The sequence below is a fragment of the Paraburkholderia bengalensis genome (assembly GCF_037126505.1).
Classification (GTDB): Bacteria; Pseudomonadota; Gammaproteobacteria; order Burkholderiales; family Burkholderiaceae; genus Paraburkholderia; species Paraburkholderia bengalensis.
Window position 1 is genome coordinate 1 of sequence record NZ_JACFYJ010000006.1, and the last position, 17,888, is coordinate 17,888.

At 62.8% G+C, this 17,888-nt stretch carries 15 protein-coding genes and 1 pseudogene; 6 read left to right on the forward strand and 10 right to left on the reverse strand.

Going from position 1 to position 17,888, the window contains the following annotated elements; translation table 11 throughout:
• Positions 1–155 precede the first annotated feature (155 nt).
• The gene (locus tag H3V53_RS05485; RefSeq protein WP_419539423.1) at positions 156–1,835 is read left to right on the forward strand and encodes a glycoside hydrolase family protein; all 1,680 of its coding nucleotides are present in this window, start codon (positions 156–158) and stop codon (positions 1,833–1,835) included.
• 121 nt (positions 1,836–1,956) lie between these two features.
• On the opposite strand, the gene H3V53_RS05490 is transcribed toward H3V53_RS05485, so the two are convergent.
• From H3V53_RS05490 to H3V53_RS05520, 7 genes and pseudogenes are all read right to left on the reverse strand, one after another.
• Positions 1,957–2,925, reverse strand: coding sequence for a hypothetical protein (locus H3V53_RS05490; protein WP_336597082.1), 969 nt, complete (start codon positions 2,923–2,925; stop codon positions 1,957–1,959).
• Positions 2,926–3,073: 148 nt separating this feature from the next.
• Positions 3,074–3,331, reverse strand: coding sequence for a hypothetical protein (locus tag H3V53_RS05495; RefSeq protein WP_336597083.1), 258 nt, complete (start codon positions 3,329–3,331; stop codon positions 3,074–3,076).
• Between the two features lie 252 nt (positions 3,332–3,583).
• Positions 3,584–4,024 (reverse strand): MarR family winged helix-turn-helix transcriptional regulator, encoded by a 441-nt coding sequence (locus H3V53_RS05500; RefSeq protein ID WP_336597084.1) that lies wholly within the window; start codon positions 4,022–4,024, stop codon positions 3,584–3,586.
• 20 nt (positions 4,025–4,044) lie between these two features.
• The gene (locus tag H3V53_RS05505; protein WP_336597085.1) at positions 4,045–5,940 is read right to left on the reverse strand and encodes an FAD-binding monooxygenase; all 1,896 of its coding nucleotides are present in this window, start codon (positions 5,938–5,940) and stop codon (positions 4,045–4,047) included.
• Between the two features lie 135 nt (positions 5,941–6,075).
• Positions 6,076–6,855: a bestrophin-like domain gene (locus H3V53_RS05510; RefSeq protein WP_336597086.1), complete on the reverse strand. Its 780-nt coding sequence runs from the start codon at positions 6,853–6,855 to the stop codon at positions 6,076–6,078.
• A 291-nt stretch (positions 6,856–7,146) separates the two neighbouring features.
• Entirely contained in the window at positions 7,147–7,374 is a 228-nt protein-coding gene (locus tag H3V53_RS05515; protein WP_336597087.1) for a hypothetical protein, read from the reverse strand.
• An 11-nt stretch (positions 7,375–7,385) separates the two neighbouring features.
• Positions 7,386–7,466 (reverse strand): annotated as a pseudogene (locus H3V53_RS05520) (short-chain dehydrogenase); the annotation flags it as partial.
• Between the two features lie 353 nt (positions 7,467–7,819).
• Here H3V53_RS05520 and H3V53_RS05525 point away from each other — a divergent pair.
• Positions 7,820–8,695, forward strand: a complete 876-nt coding sequence (locus H3V53_RS05525; protein ID WP_336597088.1) for a hypothetical protein — start codon at positions 7,820–7,822, stop codon at positions 8,693–8,695.
• 142 nt (positions 8,696–8,837) lie between these two features.
• On the forward strand, positions 8,838–9,533 hold the full coding sequence (locus tag H3V53_RS05530) for a hypothetical protein (protein ID WP_336597089.1): 696 nt from the start codon (positions 8,838–8,840) through the stop codon (positions 9,531–9,533).
• A gap of 263 nt (positions 9,534–9,796) precedes the next feature.
• Here the strand turns inward: H3V53_RS05530 and H3V53_RS05535 are convergent, their stop codons facing one another.
• The 3 genes from H3V53_RS05535 to H3V53_RS05545 all read right to left on the reverse strand — a co-directional run bounded on the left by H3V53_RS05535 (position 9,797) and on the right by H3V53_RS05545 (position 12,619).
• Entirely contained in the window at positions 9,797–10,072 is a 276-nt protein-coding gene (locus H3V53_RS05535; protein ID WP_054920346.1) for a hypothetical protein, read from the reverse strand.
• A gap of 142 nt (positions 10,073–10,214) precedes the next feature.
• Positions 10,215–11,477: a leucine-rich repeat domain-containing protein gene (locus H3V53_RS05540; RefSeq protein WP_336597090.1), complete on the reverse strand. Its 1,263-nt coding sequence runs from the start codon at positions 11,475–11,477 to the stop codon at positions 10,215–10,217.
• Between the two features lie 86 nt (positions 11,478–11,563).
• Positions 11,564–12,619, reverse strand: a complete 1,056-nt coding sequence (locus H3V53_RS05545; protein WP_336597091.1) for an NAD(P)/FAD-dependent oxidoreductase — start codon at positions 12,617–12,619, stop codon at positions 11,564–11,566.
• A gap of 667 nt (positions 12,620–13,286) precedes the next feature.
• On the opposite strand from H3V53_RS05545, the gene H3V53_RS05550 reads away from it, so the two are divergent.
• The 3 genes from H3V53_RS05550 (at position 13,287) to H3V53_RS05560 (ending at position 17,884) form a co-directional block, all read left to right on the forward strand.
• The gene (locus H3V53_RS05550) at positions 13,287–14,975 is read left to right on the forward strand and encodes a hypothetical protein (RefSeq protein WP_336597250.1); all 1,689 of its coding nucleotides are present in this window, start codon (positions 13,287–13,289) and stop codon (positions 14,973–14,975) included.
• A 331-nt stretch (positions 14,976–15,306) separates the two neighbouring features.
• On the forward strand, positions 15,307–16,725 hold the full coding sequence (locus H3V53_RS05555; RefSeq protein ID WP_336597092.1) for a response regulator receiver protein: 1,419 nt from the start codon (positions 15,307–15,309) through the stop codon (positions 16,723–16,725).
• 109 nt (positions 16,726–16,834) lie between these two features.
• Positions 16,835–17,884, forward strand: coding sequence for a helix-turn-helix domain-containing protein (locus H3V53_RS05560; protein ID WP_336597093.1), 1,050 nt, complete (start codon positions 16,835–16,837; stop codon positions 17,882–17,884).
• Positions 17,885–17,888 lie beyond the last annotated feature (4 nt).

Sequence of the window (17,888 nt, forward strand, 5' to 3'; positions counted from 1 at the left end):
TCCGTCGCGGCCGTGGCTAAAGATGTGCCTGAAAAGCCCGAGCTGCACATTGCGGCCGCATCCGTCGGCATCACCTATTTGCCCATGCTCGTCGCCCAGGCGGCACGCCGAATGGCCTGATCACGGCTGACACGCCGACCACCGACGGTCTGCGCGTGTTCCAGAACAACACGCCGTTCAAGCTCGCCATCACGACGAACGCGCCGAGCGCGGATACCGTGGTCTGGTCGATCGCCGACTCGAACGGCGCGATCAAGTCGCAGGGCAGCTTCCCCGTGGCGGCAGGCGTGCAGACGAACACGATCTCGTGTACGTCGACGTGGTCCGGCTACGGCGCGCTCACGGCCACGCTGCGCTCGAAGGGCGGCACGCTGCCGAAGAGCGGCACGCGTCCGACGGGTATCGCGACGTTCGGCGTGCTGCCGAACCTGGCATCCGTGCTGGGCACCCCGACGTACGCGCATCAGGATCAGCATCGCTTCGGCATGCAGGGCTTCAACGGCAACATCGCCGCGCTGCACGCCCTGGGCATTACGTGGACGATCGACGATCGCGAGCAGTCGGCGATGGAGCCGAACGGCCCGAACACGTACACGCCGAGCGTGAACGACCTGCTTCCGTTCTACAAGGCCAATCCTGATCAGATGCGCATCGTGCGTCTGGACGGCATTCCGGCGTGGAACTCGAAGACGGGTCAGTACACCGACAGCTACTACGCACCGAAGGATCTGAACGAGTACCAGAGCTTCATGGCGAAGGTCGGCACGGACACGAGCCTGATCCGCGCGGCCAACTATCCGAACCAGCAGAACAACTACTATCAGGTGACGTGGGAGCCGAGCCTCGCCTGGGCCGATAGCGACGCGAACTTCGTCGCGATGTACAAGGCCGCTTACCAGGGCATTCACTCGACCGATCCGAATGCGATCGTGATGGGCACGGGCAATCCGTTCCCCGCGCATTGCGACACCTGCACGACGGGCTATCTGCAGAAGTTCGGCGCGCTGGGCCTGTGGAACTACATCGACGCGGTGTCGACGCACGGTTACTGGAACGCGGGTACTTTCCCGTCGCATCCGCCTGAACTGCAGGACTCGGACCCGGATCCGGCGAACCAGCTCAACGCGCTCGACAACCAGGTGGCACAGCTGCGCTCGGTGATGCAGGCGGGCAAGCCGAACATGAAGCTGTTCTTCACGGAAGCAGGCACGAGCTACGACCCGGGCATCACGTACGCATCGGGCCCGTCGCAGAACCAGCTGTTCGCTCATGCTGCCGTTGGCGTGCGCTCGCACATCATCGTGCTGGGCGGCGGCGCGCAGATGACGACGCTGTTCTACGGTGCGGACTATCCGGGCGAAACGGGCTACGGTTCGTTCTTCGATCTGAACAACGCGAATGGCGCGTTCGGTGCATCGAACCTGTCGCCGAAGCCTGAAGCCATGGCGTTTGCAGCGATGACCCGCGTGCTGGATGGCACGAACACGCTGGGTCGCGTGAAGAACACGCCGGCCGGTACGTTCGCCTATGCGTTCCAGCAGCTTGGCAACGGCAAGGTCGTCACGGCAGCTTGGACGCACAGCAACAGCCAGTGGCCGACGAGCAACGGCACGTACAGCCAGACGTACTCGACCAGCTACTCGCTGCAGGTCGACAACGCGGGTACGTCGGGCAACGTGACGAAGATCGACGGTTACGGCAACGTCAGCACGGTTCCGTACACGAACGGTCAGGTGTCGCTGACGCTGACGGAAGTGCCGCAGTACATCGTGTCGAACAACGCGACGGTCGCGAAGAACAACTCGACCGTGCCGGTTGGCTACACGGGTCAGTAATCGCAGTCGTCATCGGCGATGAAGCTGCCGTCGAAGTCCGGCGGCAGCCTCATGCTCTCTCCAGCCCGGCAATCGCCGGGCTTTTTTTTTCGGTCTTTTCCCGGCTCGGGCTCGCGAAACATCAGTAGTAAAGCCAGCGTCCATACTGCGGCGACCAGTACCATTGGCCCGCATAGGGCGCGGGCTGATACTCGTCGGCCCATGCAGCGGGCGGCCCGTAGTACGTGTATGGACGTGTCGCGGTGTAGGTCGGCCGCTGCACGTAGCCGTAGGTTTGCACGCGGGGCGGCTGCATCGATACGGGCGGTTGCGCGTATTGCATCTGCGGCATCTGCGGCTGCACGTATTGCGCCTGCGGCTGGGCATACTGCGCTCGCGGCTGCGCGTACTGCGCTCGTGGTTGGATGTACTGCGGTCCCGTGGAATAGACCTGTGCCCTGCGCGGCATGGGCGTGTCGTAGTCGTCGTCGGCCAGTTCTTCCGGGGGCGGCGCGTCCTGCCGCAGCACACGTCCCGTCGATCGACCCGTACCGGCATTGCGCGGCTGCACGCTGGCGCGCTGCACCGGTTGCGGCTTTGGCAGCGCGTCGGGATCTGCCGCAGCGTCGGCGACTGCCGTCGACGGACGACGGGCCGCAGCCTTCGGCGGCGCGTTGCGGGCATCCCCTTCGGGCGCGGCAGATTGCGCCGCGGGTTGCGCGGCTGCCTGCGTGGTTGCAGGCGCAGTTGCTGATGCAGTTGCGTCGTCAGGCAGCGGCTTGGACGTGACGGGCACCTCCTGCACCGTCTCCACATCGCTCGCGTCGCTATAGACGTGTTTGATGTCGAGGATGGGTTTGCGCGCCGGCTCGGCCGCCGTCTTTTGCGCCGACGTCGCGGCCGCGGCGGGGGCATTGTCGGCCGTGCCTTTTGCCGCTTGCCGGGCGAGTTCGTCTTTCGCCGCCTTATAGCCGCGATCGTAGGCCGCTTTCACTTCGCGGTCCTGGGCCTCGGCGTCATCGGCGGCGCTGTACGCGTGCGACGGCGCCGACACCAGGCACCCTGTGGCGAGAAAAGCGCCCGCCAGCGTCTGCCTCAAGGTTGTGTCCATGAGGCCTCCCTTTATCGTTATCGATGGGAAAATCGTACAACGTCTGAAGTAACAGGCAAACGCCCGTCACTTCGCTGCGTGCGCTTCCCAACGGAAGCGCGCGCGGCTTCACACGCGCAGCAATGCGCGGGGCAATGCGGGCGGACGGCTAGGGTCGGCTCCAGACCTGCTTCCAGCACATCAGAAAGGTGCCGCCGGCATCGCGCGAGACGGCGCCTTCGGCCGTGCATGCGCTGCCGGGACGGGCGGGGCCGAACTGGGCGACTTCGCGATCCGCGTCGGCGAGCGCATCGGCGGGCACGCGACCCCAGATGGACAGGCTCGCCAGTACGGTGGCACAGCCGACCAGGATGATCAGCGGACGTTTGAATCGGGTGGGGCGGCTGGCGGTAAGGTCGAATGGCATGATGAGCCTCGTCTGGCGGGACTTATGAGCGGTGTTATCGGCACCGTCTGCCAAAAGAATAGAGCCCGGATCAAGTATTTTTTTCGGGCCAGATTTGCGCCGGATTTGCGCCGGATTTGCGCCGGGTTTGCGCCGGGTTTGCGCGCGCGTACGGTTCGATCGTCGTGTGGTCAATCGCGTCGCGACAGTTCGATCGGCGCGCGCGCACTGCGTGGTCGCGCCGAGGTTGCCTACGTTTAACGATAAGCCGCGCTATACCTGTGGCGGCAACAGTGCCGACAGCAGGCGCCGCAACTCCCGGGATTCGCGCGCCGTCAGCGCCGCAGTCAGAACGCGCTCGACCTCTTCGACACGCGGGCGCAACAGAGCCAGCTGCTTTTTGCCGTCTGCGGTGAGATACAGCACGTAGCTGCGCTTGTCGTCGGGATCATCGGTGCGCTCGATCAGACCGTTGCGAACCATGCGCGCGACGAGATCGGCGATGGTCGAACGGTCCACGTCGAGTTCGTCGCCGAGTTGCCGCTGATTGACGCCGGGCGTCGCCTGCAGGATTTCGAGCGCCGCGTACTGGACGCTCGTGATCTCGGCGGACACTTCACTGAGCCATATAGCAACGTGGCGCTGCTGCGCGCGGCGCACGAGGCTGCCCGTGAATTTCGCGAGCGCTTTGGGATCGTTCTGTTTGATGGGCAATGTCGCGGTGCTGAAGCGAATTAGGGCAGGCGGAAGATCGGCTGAAAGAAGGCCTTCAGTTCCGCGTATGCGTCGAGTGGAAGAACATGCGCGACGTACTGGTCCGGACGAACCACGACGAGCGCGCCGCGTTCGCGGTCGATGCCGCGCTCGCCGAAGATATCAGCCGCTGGGTCGCGCGTAAATGCCTTCTCGTAATCGATGAGACCATAGCGGCCCTTGCGCGGCAGCAGCAATGCGGGCAAATCGTCCAGACGCACATCGCGATGCGGCTGCTGCAATATCGCGCGCAGATCGAGCACGCTGTCGGCGTCGGCATCGTCGGGCGTGACGAGCCGCAAGACGGAGTCGGGCGATGTGGCGAGATGCTCGCACAGCGCATCGAGCGCAGTCCGGTTCGCGTCCGAGAACGCGTACAGGCGCCAGCGGCCATCGGCGCGCGCGGCGTGCCCGAGATGAACCGGCTTCGCATCAGCGATGCGCACGACGGGCGACGAATGAAAGCGCATGCCGATCGTCAAGCCCTTCGCGAGCGCCTGGTGCGTCGTTGCGCCCGTCAGCATGCCTCGCTGATAATGTGTCGCGACACCCGCCGTGTATCGGCCGGCGCGAACGAAACAGGCCTGCAGTTCAGCGGGATCGACGCCGCCCGCTTCCGGCCGGTTCGCGTCCTTCGGCGGGGCAGCCATCATCGCGGACCATTCCTTGTCGAAATCGATCAGTTCCTGCGCGATGGGCTGGCGCTCGTCGGAATAGGTGCGCAACAGGTCGGCGCCGCTGCGTCCCAGCAATACCGCGCCGAGTTTCCAGCCGAGATTGAAGCCGTCCTGCATCGACACGTTCATGCCTTGCCCCGCCTTCGCGCTATGCGTGTGGCACGCATCGCCCGCAATGAACACGCGAGGTTCGCGACGCGTTCCATCGTTCGTGACGGCATCGTCGAAGCGGTCGGTCAGACGCTGCCCCACTTCATACACCGAGAACCACGCGACTTCCTTCACGTCGAGCGAATATGGATGCAGGATGTGCTGCGCCGTCTCGATGATGCGATCGACGGTGGTCTGTTTGATGGTGTCGCGATTGTCCTGCGTGACCTCGCCGAGATCGACATAGAAGCGGACCAGATAGCCGCCTTCGCGTGGAATGATGAGGAGATTGCCCTTGCTCGCGGATTGAATGGCCGCCTTCAGCCGGATGTCGGGAAAGTCGGTGACCGCGAGCGCATCCATCACGCCCCATGCATGATTCGCGGCATCGCCGCGCAACGTTTGCCCGATGGCGGTGCGCACGCGGCTGCGCGCGCCGTCGCAGCCGACGACATAGCGGGCGCGCACGTTGATCTGTTCGCCCGCCCGCGATTCGTCGGTGCGCTGCAGCGTGACGCTCAAGGGATAGTCGTGCGAGTCGTCGCGTTGCACATCGACAACCTCCAGGTTGTAATCGGGCTCGAGCCGTTGCTCGGAACGGCGCATGACGTCGAGCAGATAGTCCTGGATGCGTGCCTGATTGACGATGACATGCGGAAACTCCGACAGGCCTGTTTCGGTGTCCTGAACGCGTCCCGTACGCCTGATCGTGTCGCGGTCGGTCGCATCGGGGCGCCAGAAGACCGTCTCGTTCACCCAATACGCTTCTCGCAGCAAACGATCGCCGAGCCCGAACGCATTGAACATCTCGACAGTCCGGCATGCGACGCCGTCCGCCTGTCCCATCAGCAACGGCCCATTGCGGCGCTCGACGATGCGCGTCGCGATCGTCGGGAATTGCGACAGTTGCGCCGCGAGCACGAGACCCGCAGGACCGCTCCCGGCGATCAGCACATCGACCGCGTCGGGCATCGCCACACGAGGCGCGCCTGGCGCAGCGGGCTCGATGGTCGGATCGCCGACGCGGAAACCGTTGAGATGGAACTGCATGATGTCTTCCTCCGTCCCGTGCATATGAGCATGACTGCGAATATACTCCGTACACCAACCATTAAAAAGGACTTCATGCAGTGGTGGATGTTTACCCTGGTGTCAGCGCTGCGTCATCGATCGCTGCTTCATCGATCAATGATCCGGGGGCATCACCTGCAACAGCGGTTCGGGCGTGACGGCGATTTCCCCTGTGAAGGGACGATCGTGCGCGAGGATCAGCAACATGCTCGTTGCGAGACCCGCGGAAAAAAGCGCGATTGCGATGGCGGACGTGAGCCGGTTTTCGCAATGAACGAGGGCGATCGTCACAACGAGGCACGCGGCCAGAAAAGACAGGCACGCCCATTTGACGCCACTCACTTCCGAGGCGCTGATGAGGATGCGCTGGCGGCGCGCTTCGAGCGCCTGTTGCAGCGACTCCATTACCTGGCGTTGGGCTGCCTGCCGCCCGGGCGTATCGGCGGTCAGCGCCAGTGTGAACTGAAGCGCCTTGTTCAGCGTGGGCGGACTGACTTTCAGCGTGACGGCGCCTTGCGCCATCTTCGGCCACTCGGTGGTGATCGTGTACTGGATGTAGTCGCGCACCAGCGTTCTCAACTGCACCTGTTCGTCTTGCCGCAAGACGGCCGACAGGATGACGACCGTTCGCAGCGCGCCCGCTTCCGCGTTGATGGCGGCGTTGGCGCGCTCCGTATCGGTCCAGACCTGCGCGGCCGTGAAGGCGATGAGCAGACCGAAGATGACGCCGATGGGCGAGAGCAGGCCGGGCGAAACGGCCATGAAGGTGTGCCGGTGCTGACGCGCTGCCAGCCAGCCGATGACGCCGTGAATGATCGCGCCCGCCAGAAACGTTGCAGCGAACATAAAGAGTGCCATCCAGCCCAATGGCAGTTCATGCAGCCAGGTGCTCATATCGCGTTTGTCTCCCTTTCCCGTCTGACGAATCGATCCGATTTGCCGGATGACGGATGACCGGGTGCGAATGACAAGCGTGCGCGTGATGATCGCAATCGGCGCGTGCGCAACTATTTAAGCTCATGCCATGCACGAACATTGAAGTGGTGACATGTCGATCGTTTGAAAGCGATGGCTCATCGCGTTCCGGTTTCAGCCATCAGCCAGTCTCTGAATGCCACGACGGGCGCGGCGTTTTCGCTCGCCTTTCTGAACACCAGATAGTACGCAAGCTCACAGCTTTGTATTTCATTGAACGGCCGCACGAGCCGCCCCCCAGGCCAAGTCCCGTTCGACGAGCGTGGTTCTGCCGAGGGCAACGCCGTTGCCAGAGATGGCCGTCTGGAGCGCTGCCGCCGAATCGTTCAGCAGATGACTGCTGGTGTCGATGCGCAGGTCGTAATACGGATGCTGCTTCTGGAAAGATTCGAGGCGCCAGAGCAGCCACTTGTCGGCGAATGCTGAAGGTACTGTCACCGTCAGCACGCGTCGCGAAAGAGTTTGGCCGCTTCGAGGCCGATGCCCGACGTGCCGCCCGTCACCAGAACAATCTTGTTCGTCAGCTTCATGATGATGCTCCTTCGTTTGATGTTGAGTCGTCGGACCGGCTATCCAAAATCTGCATTGCGTCCGGTGACTGAACTATCGTCGCTGGCAGGCAGCGCGACAAACGAGAAGATCTGTAGCAGTCGGATAGAAAAACTATCCGGCATCGGGCGCCCGTGTCATCCGGATAGGTGCCCCTCGGACAACACCGTGTATCCGCATGCGCGCCTATCGCGGCGCGGCGTTTTTGCCTACGATGAAACGTGCGCGTGGACGAACGCGGCGCTCGCGAAGCATCACCGCTGTGTCGCGCCAGACGGTCACGTTCGCTGCCCCCAGGGGTTATGCTGCCCCATTGACGTGACATCAGGCCATCATGCAACCCATCAAGATCCTGCTACAAACCACCATCCCGTCCGCTGCCGATGACTGGTCGATCGCGCGGTTCAGCCAGTTGGCGGAACTGCTGCGCACGCATACGGATGCTGACGGACACCCTGCGTTCGACGTCGTTGCGAGAGACCGCGAGCAGCGCGGGCAGCCCGATACCGTGCTGTCCCGTCTCGACGAAACCGGCTTCGACGAAATGTGGCTCTTTGCCGTCGATGAGGGCGATGGCCTGACCCCGGAGGACTGCGCGGGAATTACGCGCTTCCGGCAGTCGGGCCGCGGCCTGCTGCTCGCCAGAGATCACATGGACGTGGGCAGTTCGCTGTGCAGTCTCGAGGCGCTCGGCAAGGCGAATCACTTTCATACGCGCAACGTGGACCCGGACCCGTCGCGATGTGTCTGCGATGATCCGTACTCGACGCACATCTCGTGGCCCAATTTTCATTCGGGCGCGAATGGCGATTTTCAGGAAGTTGCCGTCGTCGGGCCGACGCATCCACTGTTGCGCAACGAGGCAGCGCCGGGTGGCGTGATCCGGTACCTGCCCGCGCACCCGCACGAGGGAGCTGTCGATGCGCCCGATGACGAGCCGGCCCGCGTGATCGCGCAAGGCAAAAGCAAAATAAGCGGCAAGCGCTTCAATCTCGCCGTGGCGTTCGAGCCATCCGATCGCGGCGGACCCGCCGTCGCGCAAAGCACCTTTCACCACTTCGCCGACTACAACTGGGACGCGCGGCTCGGTTGCCCGAGTTTCGTCGACGAACCGCCGGGCGATGGAATGCAGACGGAGCAGCAGGCGCTGCGGGACACGCATCGGTATGCCATCAACGTCGCGCAATGGCTGGCTCGCCGCGAGCCATAGCATTGCTTCTGATTCCGGCGAGCGGCGGGTTGCGCGAACTGGATACAGCGCGCGGCGTGGGCATGTAACTATGATGAAAGGCGGCCAAGGTTAAGATGCGTTGATCTGACGCGACCGCGGAGCCGCGACGAACGAGCGTTCGATGACGGCGTGCCGTCGGGACGAATGGTCCGATCTTCTTCTGCGGATGATGAAGACGAGCCTGTCGGTGGCGCATGAGTTACGGCTGGCGCCCGAAGCCGTTCTCGATTGCGCCGCAAAGCATCTGCGTTTGCGCGATTTCACGTCGTTTGCGTCCGCGATGCAGGGCGCTGCGCGCGCGCACGCATGCTGCCGCCGTCGCGATGGCGTGCTCGCCGTCGAGGTCGCGTACATCAAGATTCTTGCAGCAAACGTCAACAGCGACCGCAACGTGCTGGCGGACATCCCGACCATGTGCGCCCCCGACCTTCAGAATCACGTCGAAGCGCCCGCCCGGGCGTACGAGAAAGTCGCCATGGCTATCGAGGCGTTGAAGACGGACGTGCAACGCGATTTCTCGCTGCACAAAGGCGCACTCGACAACCAGGCGGTGAACGGCGCATCGAAGTTCGCGAAGTCGCTCGCGGCAATCGTGCCCGTCGACGACGAGGCGGATGCCTTTGATCGCGCGCTCGCCGCCGTGCTGCACGTGCGGTTCGCGGCCCAGCGCCAGCGCATCGAGGTTTCGGGCAACGTGGCGCAACAGCAGCTGTCCGGAGACGCGCATCCGTCCGCGATGCCGACTATGGCGCCCGCCGGGTGGATGCAGCACATCGACGAAGCGGTGCATCATCATCGGGACCCGATGCCCTGGTAGGCGTTAGCATGCATATAGTGAGCTATGCGAAGCAATGTGCCGATCCGATATCGTTGGCCGAGAAGGGCCCACTCGCGATATCAGATAGCGGCGACGATCAGCGTGCGGCACAGGCTCCAGGCCCGCGCGCGAAGTGAAGGCGAGGTGCGCCGAAACTGCACGCCGACATCCAGCGCAATACGCTTCCCACCGACCCGCATGACACGGGTCGGCCCAGCGCATTACCTGGGTAAGTCCTGGCTGAACTCCGGCCAGGCTGAAAGCTATTGCGCAGCTGTGAGCTTCAGATTGGGCCGAAGGCTTTCGACGGAGACTTCGGCTGGGCATTTCCGGTGATCGGAAACCTGCTCGATGCCGGTCTTGACGACCTCCTCGCAGAACGCGATGCGGCTCCGATAGTAGTCGGCCTGCATCTGTGCATCCAGAACCCGCTGCTCTGCTTGGAAAAGCCCCATTCGAAGTTCGCTTAAAGCCCGTTCAGCCTGCTTTTCGGGCGTGGGAGCGTGATGGGAAATCAGGTTTGCAAGCCAGTTAAGCATGAGCGTACCCTCCGGTACTCAGACACCTGGTCGAATGTCGCAGCAAGCATTTATCCGCCGTTGCATGCCGTCGGATCAAGACTATCAAAATCCAGCCTGCTGCTGTGTGACCTTCCGCACCTGTTGCGAAAATGTCGAATGCTCACCAGACGATGCGTGTTTTCGGCAGCGCCGTCTTGAGATCGTCGACATTCCTCGTTTTGGTGCCGTAGAGAACAAGTTCTCTCAGTCCACTAAGCCCTTTGAGCGCATCGGTGTTCTCGACGGGGGTATTGGCGAGATAAAGTTCCTGAAGACCGGTCAGTCCCTTCAATGCGTCCACGTTGCGAACTTGCGTGCGAAAAAGGTTCAGCATGCGCAGGCTCTTCAGGTCTTTCAGCGCGTCGATATTCTCGACGCGCGTGTCCGCGAGATTGAGCCGCTGCAAACGCGTGAGGCCCTGCAATGCTTCGATGTCGGTGACCTGCGTGCGCGCGAGCACCAGTGTGTCCAGTTGCGTCAGCCCGCGCAGTGCATCGATATTGCCGACTTTGGAACCGTCGAGCACGAGCGTCTTGAGCGCGGGCATCTGCTTGAGCACGTCGATGTCGCGCAGCGGCGTGTTCGCCAGATAAAGCGCTTGCATGTCGCGCAGTTTTTTCAGCGCGCCGATGCTCTCCACCTGGGTCTCGTTGAGGTCGAGTGTAGTCAACGCGGTGAGCTGACTGAGCGCGTCGACATTGCGAACGTTTCTCGCGCCGCCGAGCTTGAGCGTGTCGAGGTGCGGCAGATCTTCCAGCGGATCGAGGTCGCGAACCTGCGTGTCGCGCAGATCGAGTTGACGCAAATCGCTCAGGTTTTTAAGCGCATCGAGATTCGCCACGCGTGTGTCCCACAGATTCAGCGATTGCAGCGCGGTCAGCCCTTTGAGCGCGTCGATGTTTTCGACTTCCGTGCGATGCAGGACGAGCCGCTTCAGCGAGCGCGCGCCCTTGAGCGCGTCGATGTTCCAGACGGGCGTGCCCGTCAGATCAAGCGATTCGAGGTTGTCCAGTTCGCCGAGCGAAGCGGGATTGTCGACCTGCGTGCCCGCCAGGTTCAGTTGGATCTTGAGGTCGGCGTTCTTCAGATGCGGTATCGCGGCCGTCACTTGCGACGCGGTCAATGTGGGCTGGGCGCGCAGCGCGAGACAGTCGTCAGGCGCGGATGCCGCACCGTCGCTGTCGCTGCAGGTACCCTTGATGAATCCCAGTTCGCTCAGCGCGCGTTCGTCCGGGTGCCTGTGAAACGGCAGGAAGACGGCCAGCAAGATCCCGAGCAGCAGCACGATCGCAGTACCCACGATCCACGGTTTGCCGCGGCGCCAGACGGGCGCGTCGAGTTCTTCCGCGGCGGCGTTCGTGCTTGACGGCGGGGTTTCGGACACAGGGCACTCCGAGAGTTCAGACTGACTCCTTTATACACGAAGCGCCGCGCCCGACGCCCTGCGTCGCCGCAGCGTGTGCGGGCGCGCTAGGCGTGAGACGCGGCGACGCGTTCCGCCAGCTTTGCGTCGTAGCTGGAATGGACATGCACGCGCTTCTTGTCCGGAAACGCGTAGTTGTAGGCTTTGCGAAGCGCGAGCGACGCTTCGTGAAAGCCGGACAGAATCAGCTTCTGCTTGTTTGGGTAACCGGCGATATCGCCCGCCGCGAAAATGCCGGGCAGCGAGCTCTCATAGTTCGACGTATCGACGGCGATGCGTCCGCCTTGCAGGTCGATGCCCCATTTGGCAATCGGACCGAGATCCGCGACGAGGCCGAACAGCACGAGCAAATGATCGGCATCGACATGCACCGAGCCGCCGATTTGCTTGATTTCGACCGATGCGAGTTTTTGTCCGGGCGCATTCAGGCTGCCGATCGTGCCGACCAGGAAATCCATTTCGTGCGCTTCGACGGCGCGGCGCATGTTCGCGACGCTCGAATCCGTCGCGCTAAAACCGTTGCGTCGATGCACGAGAGTAACGTGCTGCGCAACGCCGCGCAGCGCCAATGCCCAGTCGAGCGCCGAGTCGCCGCCGCCCGCGACCACGACCTTCTTGCCGGCGAACTCGTCGAGGTTGGGGACGCTGTAATGAACGTGGCGGCCTTCGAGCGGCACGGCTTCGTCGAGCGGCAGCCGCTGCGGGACGAACGAGCCGTTGCCGGCGGCGACCAGAATGGCGGCAGCTTCGAACGTGAGGCCCTTATCCGTGCGCGCGCGCCACCGTCCATCGTCGAGCCGTTCGAGCGTCTCGACGCGATGCCCGAGATGCATCGGCGGCGCGAACGGCCGGCATTGTTCGACGAGGCGATCGACGAGTTCGCGCGCGGTGCACACGGGGATGGCGGGGATGTCGTAGATCGGCTTGTCGGGATACAGCTCGACACACTGTCCGCCCACGCGCTCGATGTTGTCGATGATATGGCTCGTGAGTCCGATCACGCCCGCCTCGAATGCCGTGAACAGGCCGACAGGTCCAGCTCCGACGATCAGTACATCGGTGCGGATGGGCGGCGCGGGCGGGGCGTCTGCGGCAGATGTCATACAGGCTCCTCGAGCGAGTCGGGTGATGTGGTGTGTCTATGCCGCATTCACGATACAGACAAGGGGATGCGCCGGCAATGAAGGCACCATGCCGGGCATGGATAAGCACAGGCGTCGAACGGTACGCGCTCGCGACTTGCGAGTGAGACATGTGGGTGGAAAAAACTACCGAATAGACCGCGCGCTCGACGCTTGCATGCATGGCAATGAGGGTATTAACGAGAACGTTATTCTTTACTTTGGCCCCATATCCGTTGCGCACAGATTCGACTTTGGACCCAGATTTCCCGACTCGAATTCATCGACAGGGCACAGATCACTGCGATCGATAAAAGCAGATTGTTTTATCTAAACGCGCGTGAGCGAAAACATTGTTCTATTTCGCGCGCTCCCTGCGCGCCCCAGCGCCGGCGGTCGATATCCATACATCAGTGACGTCACGCGCGCAATCGGCGGCAATGGTTACCGCAGCGTCGATGGCGCCCGCATCCGATAAACCCCGCAAATGAAACGGGCACTGGCCGGTTGATGATCAGCGGGACACAACATCGGTTGATAAGGACCTCGAAACAAATGGAGGCGTTTTGCCACCTCCCGTTCGCGCACTCGCCGCATTCCCCCGATCGGGCTTTTTCGCCGGCACCGCCCGGCAGTGGATTGATTTGTGATAGTTAAACGTCGTCGATTTCTTGGTCTGGTGAGCGCCGTTGGCGGGAGCTATGTGCTCGCTGCGTGCGGCGGCGGCGGCGGCGGGGGAAATGCAACGGACGCGAGTGCCGCCGTATCGACAACAGGCGCAACGTCAGGCAGCACGCCGGGCGCGGCCACGACGACGCAAATCGGCGGGACATCGACGGCGGGAAGCGCAACGACGACGAACGGCGCGGCATCCGGCTCCTCAACCGACACCGCCACGCGCTCCCCCAGCGACATCGGCACGCACGCATCGGCAGATGGCACTGCCGTGCCGCCGGCTGCATCGATCACCGACAACCAGGCTGCGCTGTGGACGCTCGTCGGCGGCTCCGTTTATCGCAACGGCGTACAAGCGGGCAATACGTACAACGTCACGCTGCTGCTCTGGTATGGCAGCCTGATCTATCACCAGGGCTCGGGCGGGCAGTTCTACGGTTGGAGCGGCTCGGCCTGGCTCGCCTGCGCCGATCCCCGCCTGGGTGGCACGTCGGCGGATGGCACCACCGTGCCGCCCGCACCACGAATCATCGACAAGGTCGGCGCGATCTGGACCATCGCGAACGGCGCCGTGCTTCGCAACAACGCGTTCGTCGGCGTGAGCGCAAACGCATCGCTGCTGCTCTGGTACGGCGGCAAGGTCTGGTATCAATCGACGGGCGGCCAGTTCCATGTCTGCGACGATCGCGGCGAGTGGTTGCCGTGCAGTGATCCGCGCATCGCAGCTGCAGCGACACCCGGATCTTTCCACGGTATCAACGGGCACTACGACTATCGCTACACGCCTTCGCAGGTCGTGTCGATCTTGCGAAACATGGGTTGCTCTACCTATCGCATTGGTTGCACCGATGATCCCGCGCAGTTGAATGCCGTTGTGCCGCTCGCGCAGGCGTTTCAGTCGGCAGGGCTCACGCTGTTCGTGCTGCTGCAGATCGGCATGCGCGATGCAAACGGCGTGCTGCTCGCCAGCGAGGCGGCCGCGTACAACCGGGGGCACGCGTGCGGCGCGACCGTCGCATCGGCGCTCGCACCGTATGGCGTCGCGATGTATGAGTGCGGGAACGAACTGACGCGCGACAGCGCAATCATTCTCGATTCGACCAACGCGGGCACCAAGCCCGTCGATTTCAACAACATCAACTGGCCTATCATGCGAGGCCTGATGCGCGGCATGATCGACGGCGTGAAGGCCGTTCAACCCGCGGCGAAATGCGGAATCAACTTCTGCGTCGCGGATATCGGCGCGGCGGATGCGTTGTGGGAAGGCATGCAGCCCGATGGCACGAGCGGTTATCCGCAGGTTCGCTGGGATATGACGACGTGGCACAACTACGAGGTCTACGGCGACATCTTCGACATCGGCTCGGATGGCTCAGGGCCAGGCTTCGATTTGCCCGCTTATTGCCAGGCACGCTATGGCGTGCCGTTTCTTCTCACCGAATGGAACACGGGGCCCGAAAAGAGTCCGGCGTATCGCGCCAATTACATCAGCACGCGCTACGCGACCTACTATCAGGCGAGAAAAACAAACAACATTCAGTCGGTGATGTACTACGAACTGGATAGCGGGAACGACACGTATGGCGTGATGATCGACGGCATGGCGGTAACGCTCACGTACAACGCGTTCGCGAGTTTCATCGTGACTCACGCCGACACCTGACCTTGTGCCGCGAATTTTTTCGCCAAGCCGCGATCAGGTAATACTTCCAGCGCTATGCGACGTATTCTCATGAAGTGAGGTTTTTGCCGATCGCATAAACGTCGCACGACGAAATTGCACTTGGTGCAGGAGAAATTTTCAAAGGCGGAAACCTGTCGCGTTGCGCTCCCCGTTGCACGTGTCGATTCAACTGGCATGGATACTGCTGTTTGAATGCGCCACGCATTGGATGTCCACGTCGGACGTCGATCGCGAACTCGAATCAGGCGCGCCCCTGTTGCATGCAATCGAGGGCGCGCGCCGTGCTACGACAGGCAAACGGGAGAAAGCGATGCTTGACGCAGCGCGTTTGCGCAACGATTCCGTGCCCACTTTCAAGCAGATGTTTCCGCCTTCGTCGGGTTCTGCACGACGCGCCATCGGCATCGTGCCGTGCGCGCTCGTCTATATCGAAACCGATAGCGCGGGAAGCCCGAATTGCAAGAACGGCGATCCGTTCTGCTACGTCGATCAGGCGATCACGCTCAACCGCAGTCTGAAGGCTGTCGGGCTGCCGACGCTCACCATCGCAACGAACGTGCGCGATGAGGTCGCGAAGTACCTCGACAAGGTCGACGCGCGATCCCGGCCGCACCTGGTGCAACTCGCGCAGTCGACAATGTCATTGCCGAAGAACACCGGGTTCTACGCCGCGCATTTCAAGCTCGACATGATGGAGCAACTGGGCGCGATGCTGGGCGAAGGCGAGATGCTGATGGTCCTCGACACCGACATGCTCGCGCTTCGAACCATGGATGACGAACTGCTGCGGCGATGCGCATCGACGGGCGTGGGCGCATTTGATATTTCCGATCAGGAGTTCTCCGCGTATGGCGATGCGCGGGTGACAGCCGATCTCGAAGCGGTCGCGGGCACTCGCCTGCAAAACCCGAGATGGTTCGGCGGCGAGGTGTTGCTTGCATCGGCGGGGTTTATCGACGAGCTGGTGCCGTATGCGCATGCCTGTTTCGAGCGTTACCGGCAGATTGCGCCGGAGCTCAATCACAACGGCGACGAAGCATTCATCTCGGCTGCATTGAATCTGCTTGCCGACCACGGACATCAGATCATCGATCTCGGCGTGCATCGCGCCGTGGGCCGTCATTGGTCCGGGAATACGCATCGCGACCTGCGCTGGTTCAAGGGGTGCTCGCTGTTGCATCTGCCTGGATGCAAGCGTCTGCTCGAACGGCAGGCGCGCCGGCGTTCGTTCAGCGCCGCGCACGTTTGGCGCCACCTGGTGCTGATGCACGAGCTCAACCGGACTGTCTGGCCGCTCAGGCGCTGGGTCCGCACGCAAGTGCGGCCGCGTCATCGTCCGCGCGCGCGGCATGCGGCGGCCAAGTCCGCGACGCGAGTCGACGTGCTGGTGTTCGATCCCGATGCAGGGCGTCTGTCGCTGCTGGTGTCGCGGCTCACCTCGCGGGGCATGGAGGTGATGTCCGCGGTGACGACGGAAGAGGCGCGGTGCGAAGCGCGGCGGCTCAATCCCCGCGTCATTGTCAGTTCGAGTCCCGTCGGGGTCGCCGATGCGGGGGAGTTCCTCGGCGATGTATTCGGGGAGTCGGGCTACTCGAATCGCCCTGTGACGATCGCTTTTTCGACGGACGATGCGCGCCTCGACTGGGTGCAATGGGACCGCTGGTTTCCGCGTTCCACTGATCCCGCAGAGGTCGTCGATGCCGTCACCGAGGCACTGAGGCCCGGCTAACGCATCCACGCGCGTTTTTTGTATCGGCGTTTTCAGCGGAGTCGCTGAAAGATCGTCTTAGTAGTCGTTGCATGCGCAGGCATGCCATCCAACAATCCAGGGAGAGACCATGTTCGTCGAAAACAACTGGCAATGGAAACTGCACACACTCTGCAGCGACGTTTCGACCGTACGACGAATCGCGTTCGTACTCAGCGATGCATGCGATCTGCTCGGGATCGGCGCGATTGCCGAAGCATTCGAATGCGCATGCTCGCTCGCGAAGACGGAGGCTGCCCGCAGCTACGATATGCGCTTCCTTTCCACGAGCGGCGGACATGTCCAGTGCGACCGCTCGCTATTCGTATCGACGGATGAACTCGCGAACGCATCGGAGACGCCATTCTCGCGTGTGTTCGTTGCCGCTGGCCCACATTCGAGGGCAGTTTTCGATACGCCGTCGGCCGCGCAATGGTTGCACCGCATGCGTTCGAACGGAACGCCCGTCAAGTTCCTTGCGACGGCTGTCGACATGCAGGCGGTCGGCGCAGCAGCGCGTTCGCAGCAGGATGATAGTGCGGCCGCCAGCGGATACGAGCAGGCGCAGCGGCGCCGGGCGCAGTTGGGCAACGCGATCAAGGCAGCCTTCGAAGCCATACGCGCGGATTTCGGCGAATCCATCGCGCAGGAGGCGCTGCATCGCACCGCACTGCTGGATTCGAGCGAATGGGCCTCGTCGTCCGATGCGGCCAATACGGCGGGCGACAGGATTCGCGCAGCGGCGCGGTGGCTGCGCGACAACTGCCATCGGTCCGTATGCGTCGCCGACGCCGCGGAGGCGTGCGCGATGAGCCAGCGTACGCTGCTGCGCAACTTCCAGACTTATATCGGCACGTCGCCTTCCGAATATCTGCAGCGAGTGAGACTGGAGCGCGCCTGCGAGTTGCTGGCGGAAACCTCGTTGCCCGCGGACAAAGTGGCGCGGCACGTTGGACTGGCGAGCGGCGACAGACTGGGCAAGCTGTTTCGCCGTTGCATCGGAAAATCGCCGACGGAGTACCGCGCGTGGACGCAAGGCAAAGCACAGGCAGAAGAAGAACGGGCAGATCGCGTTGCTTCCGCAGAACATTCGCAACGGGCGTTCAACGTGTATAGCGAAGGGCAACCGTTGAACGCCTGATCGA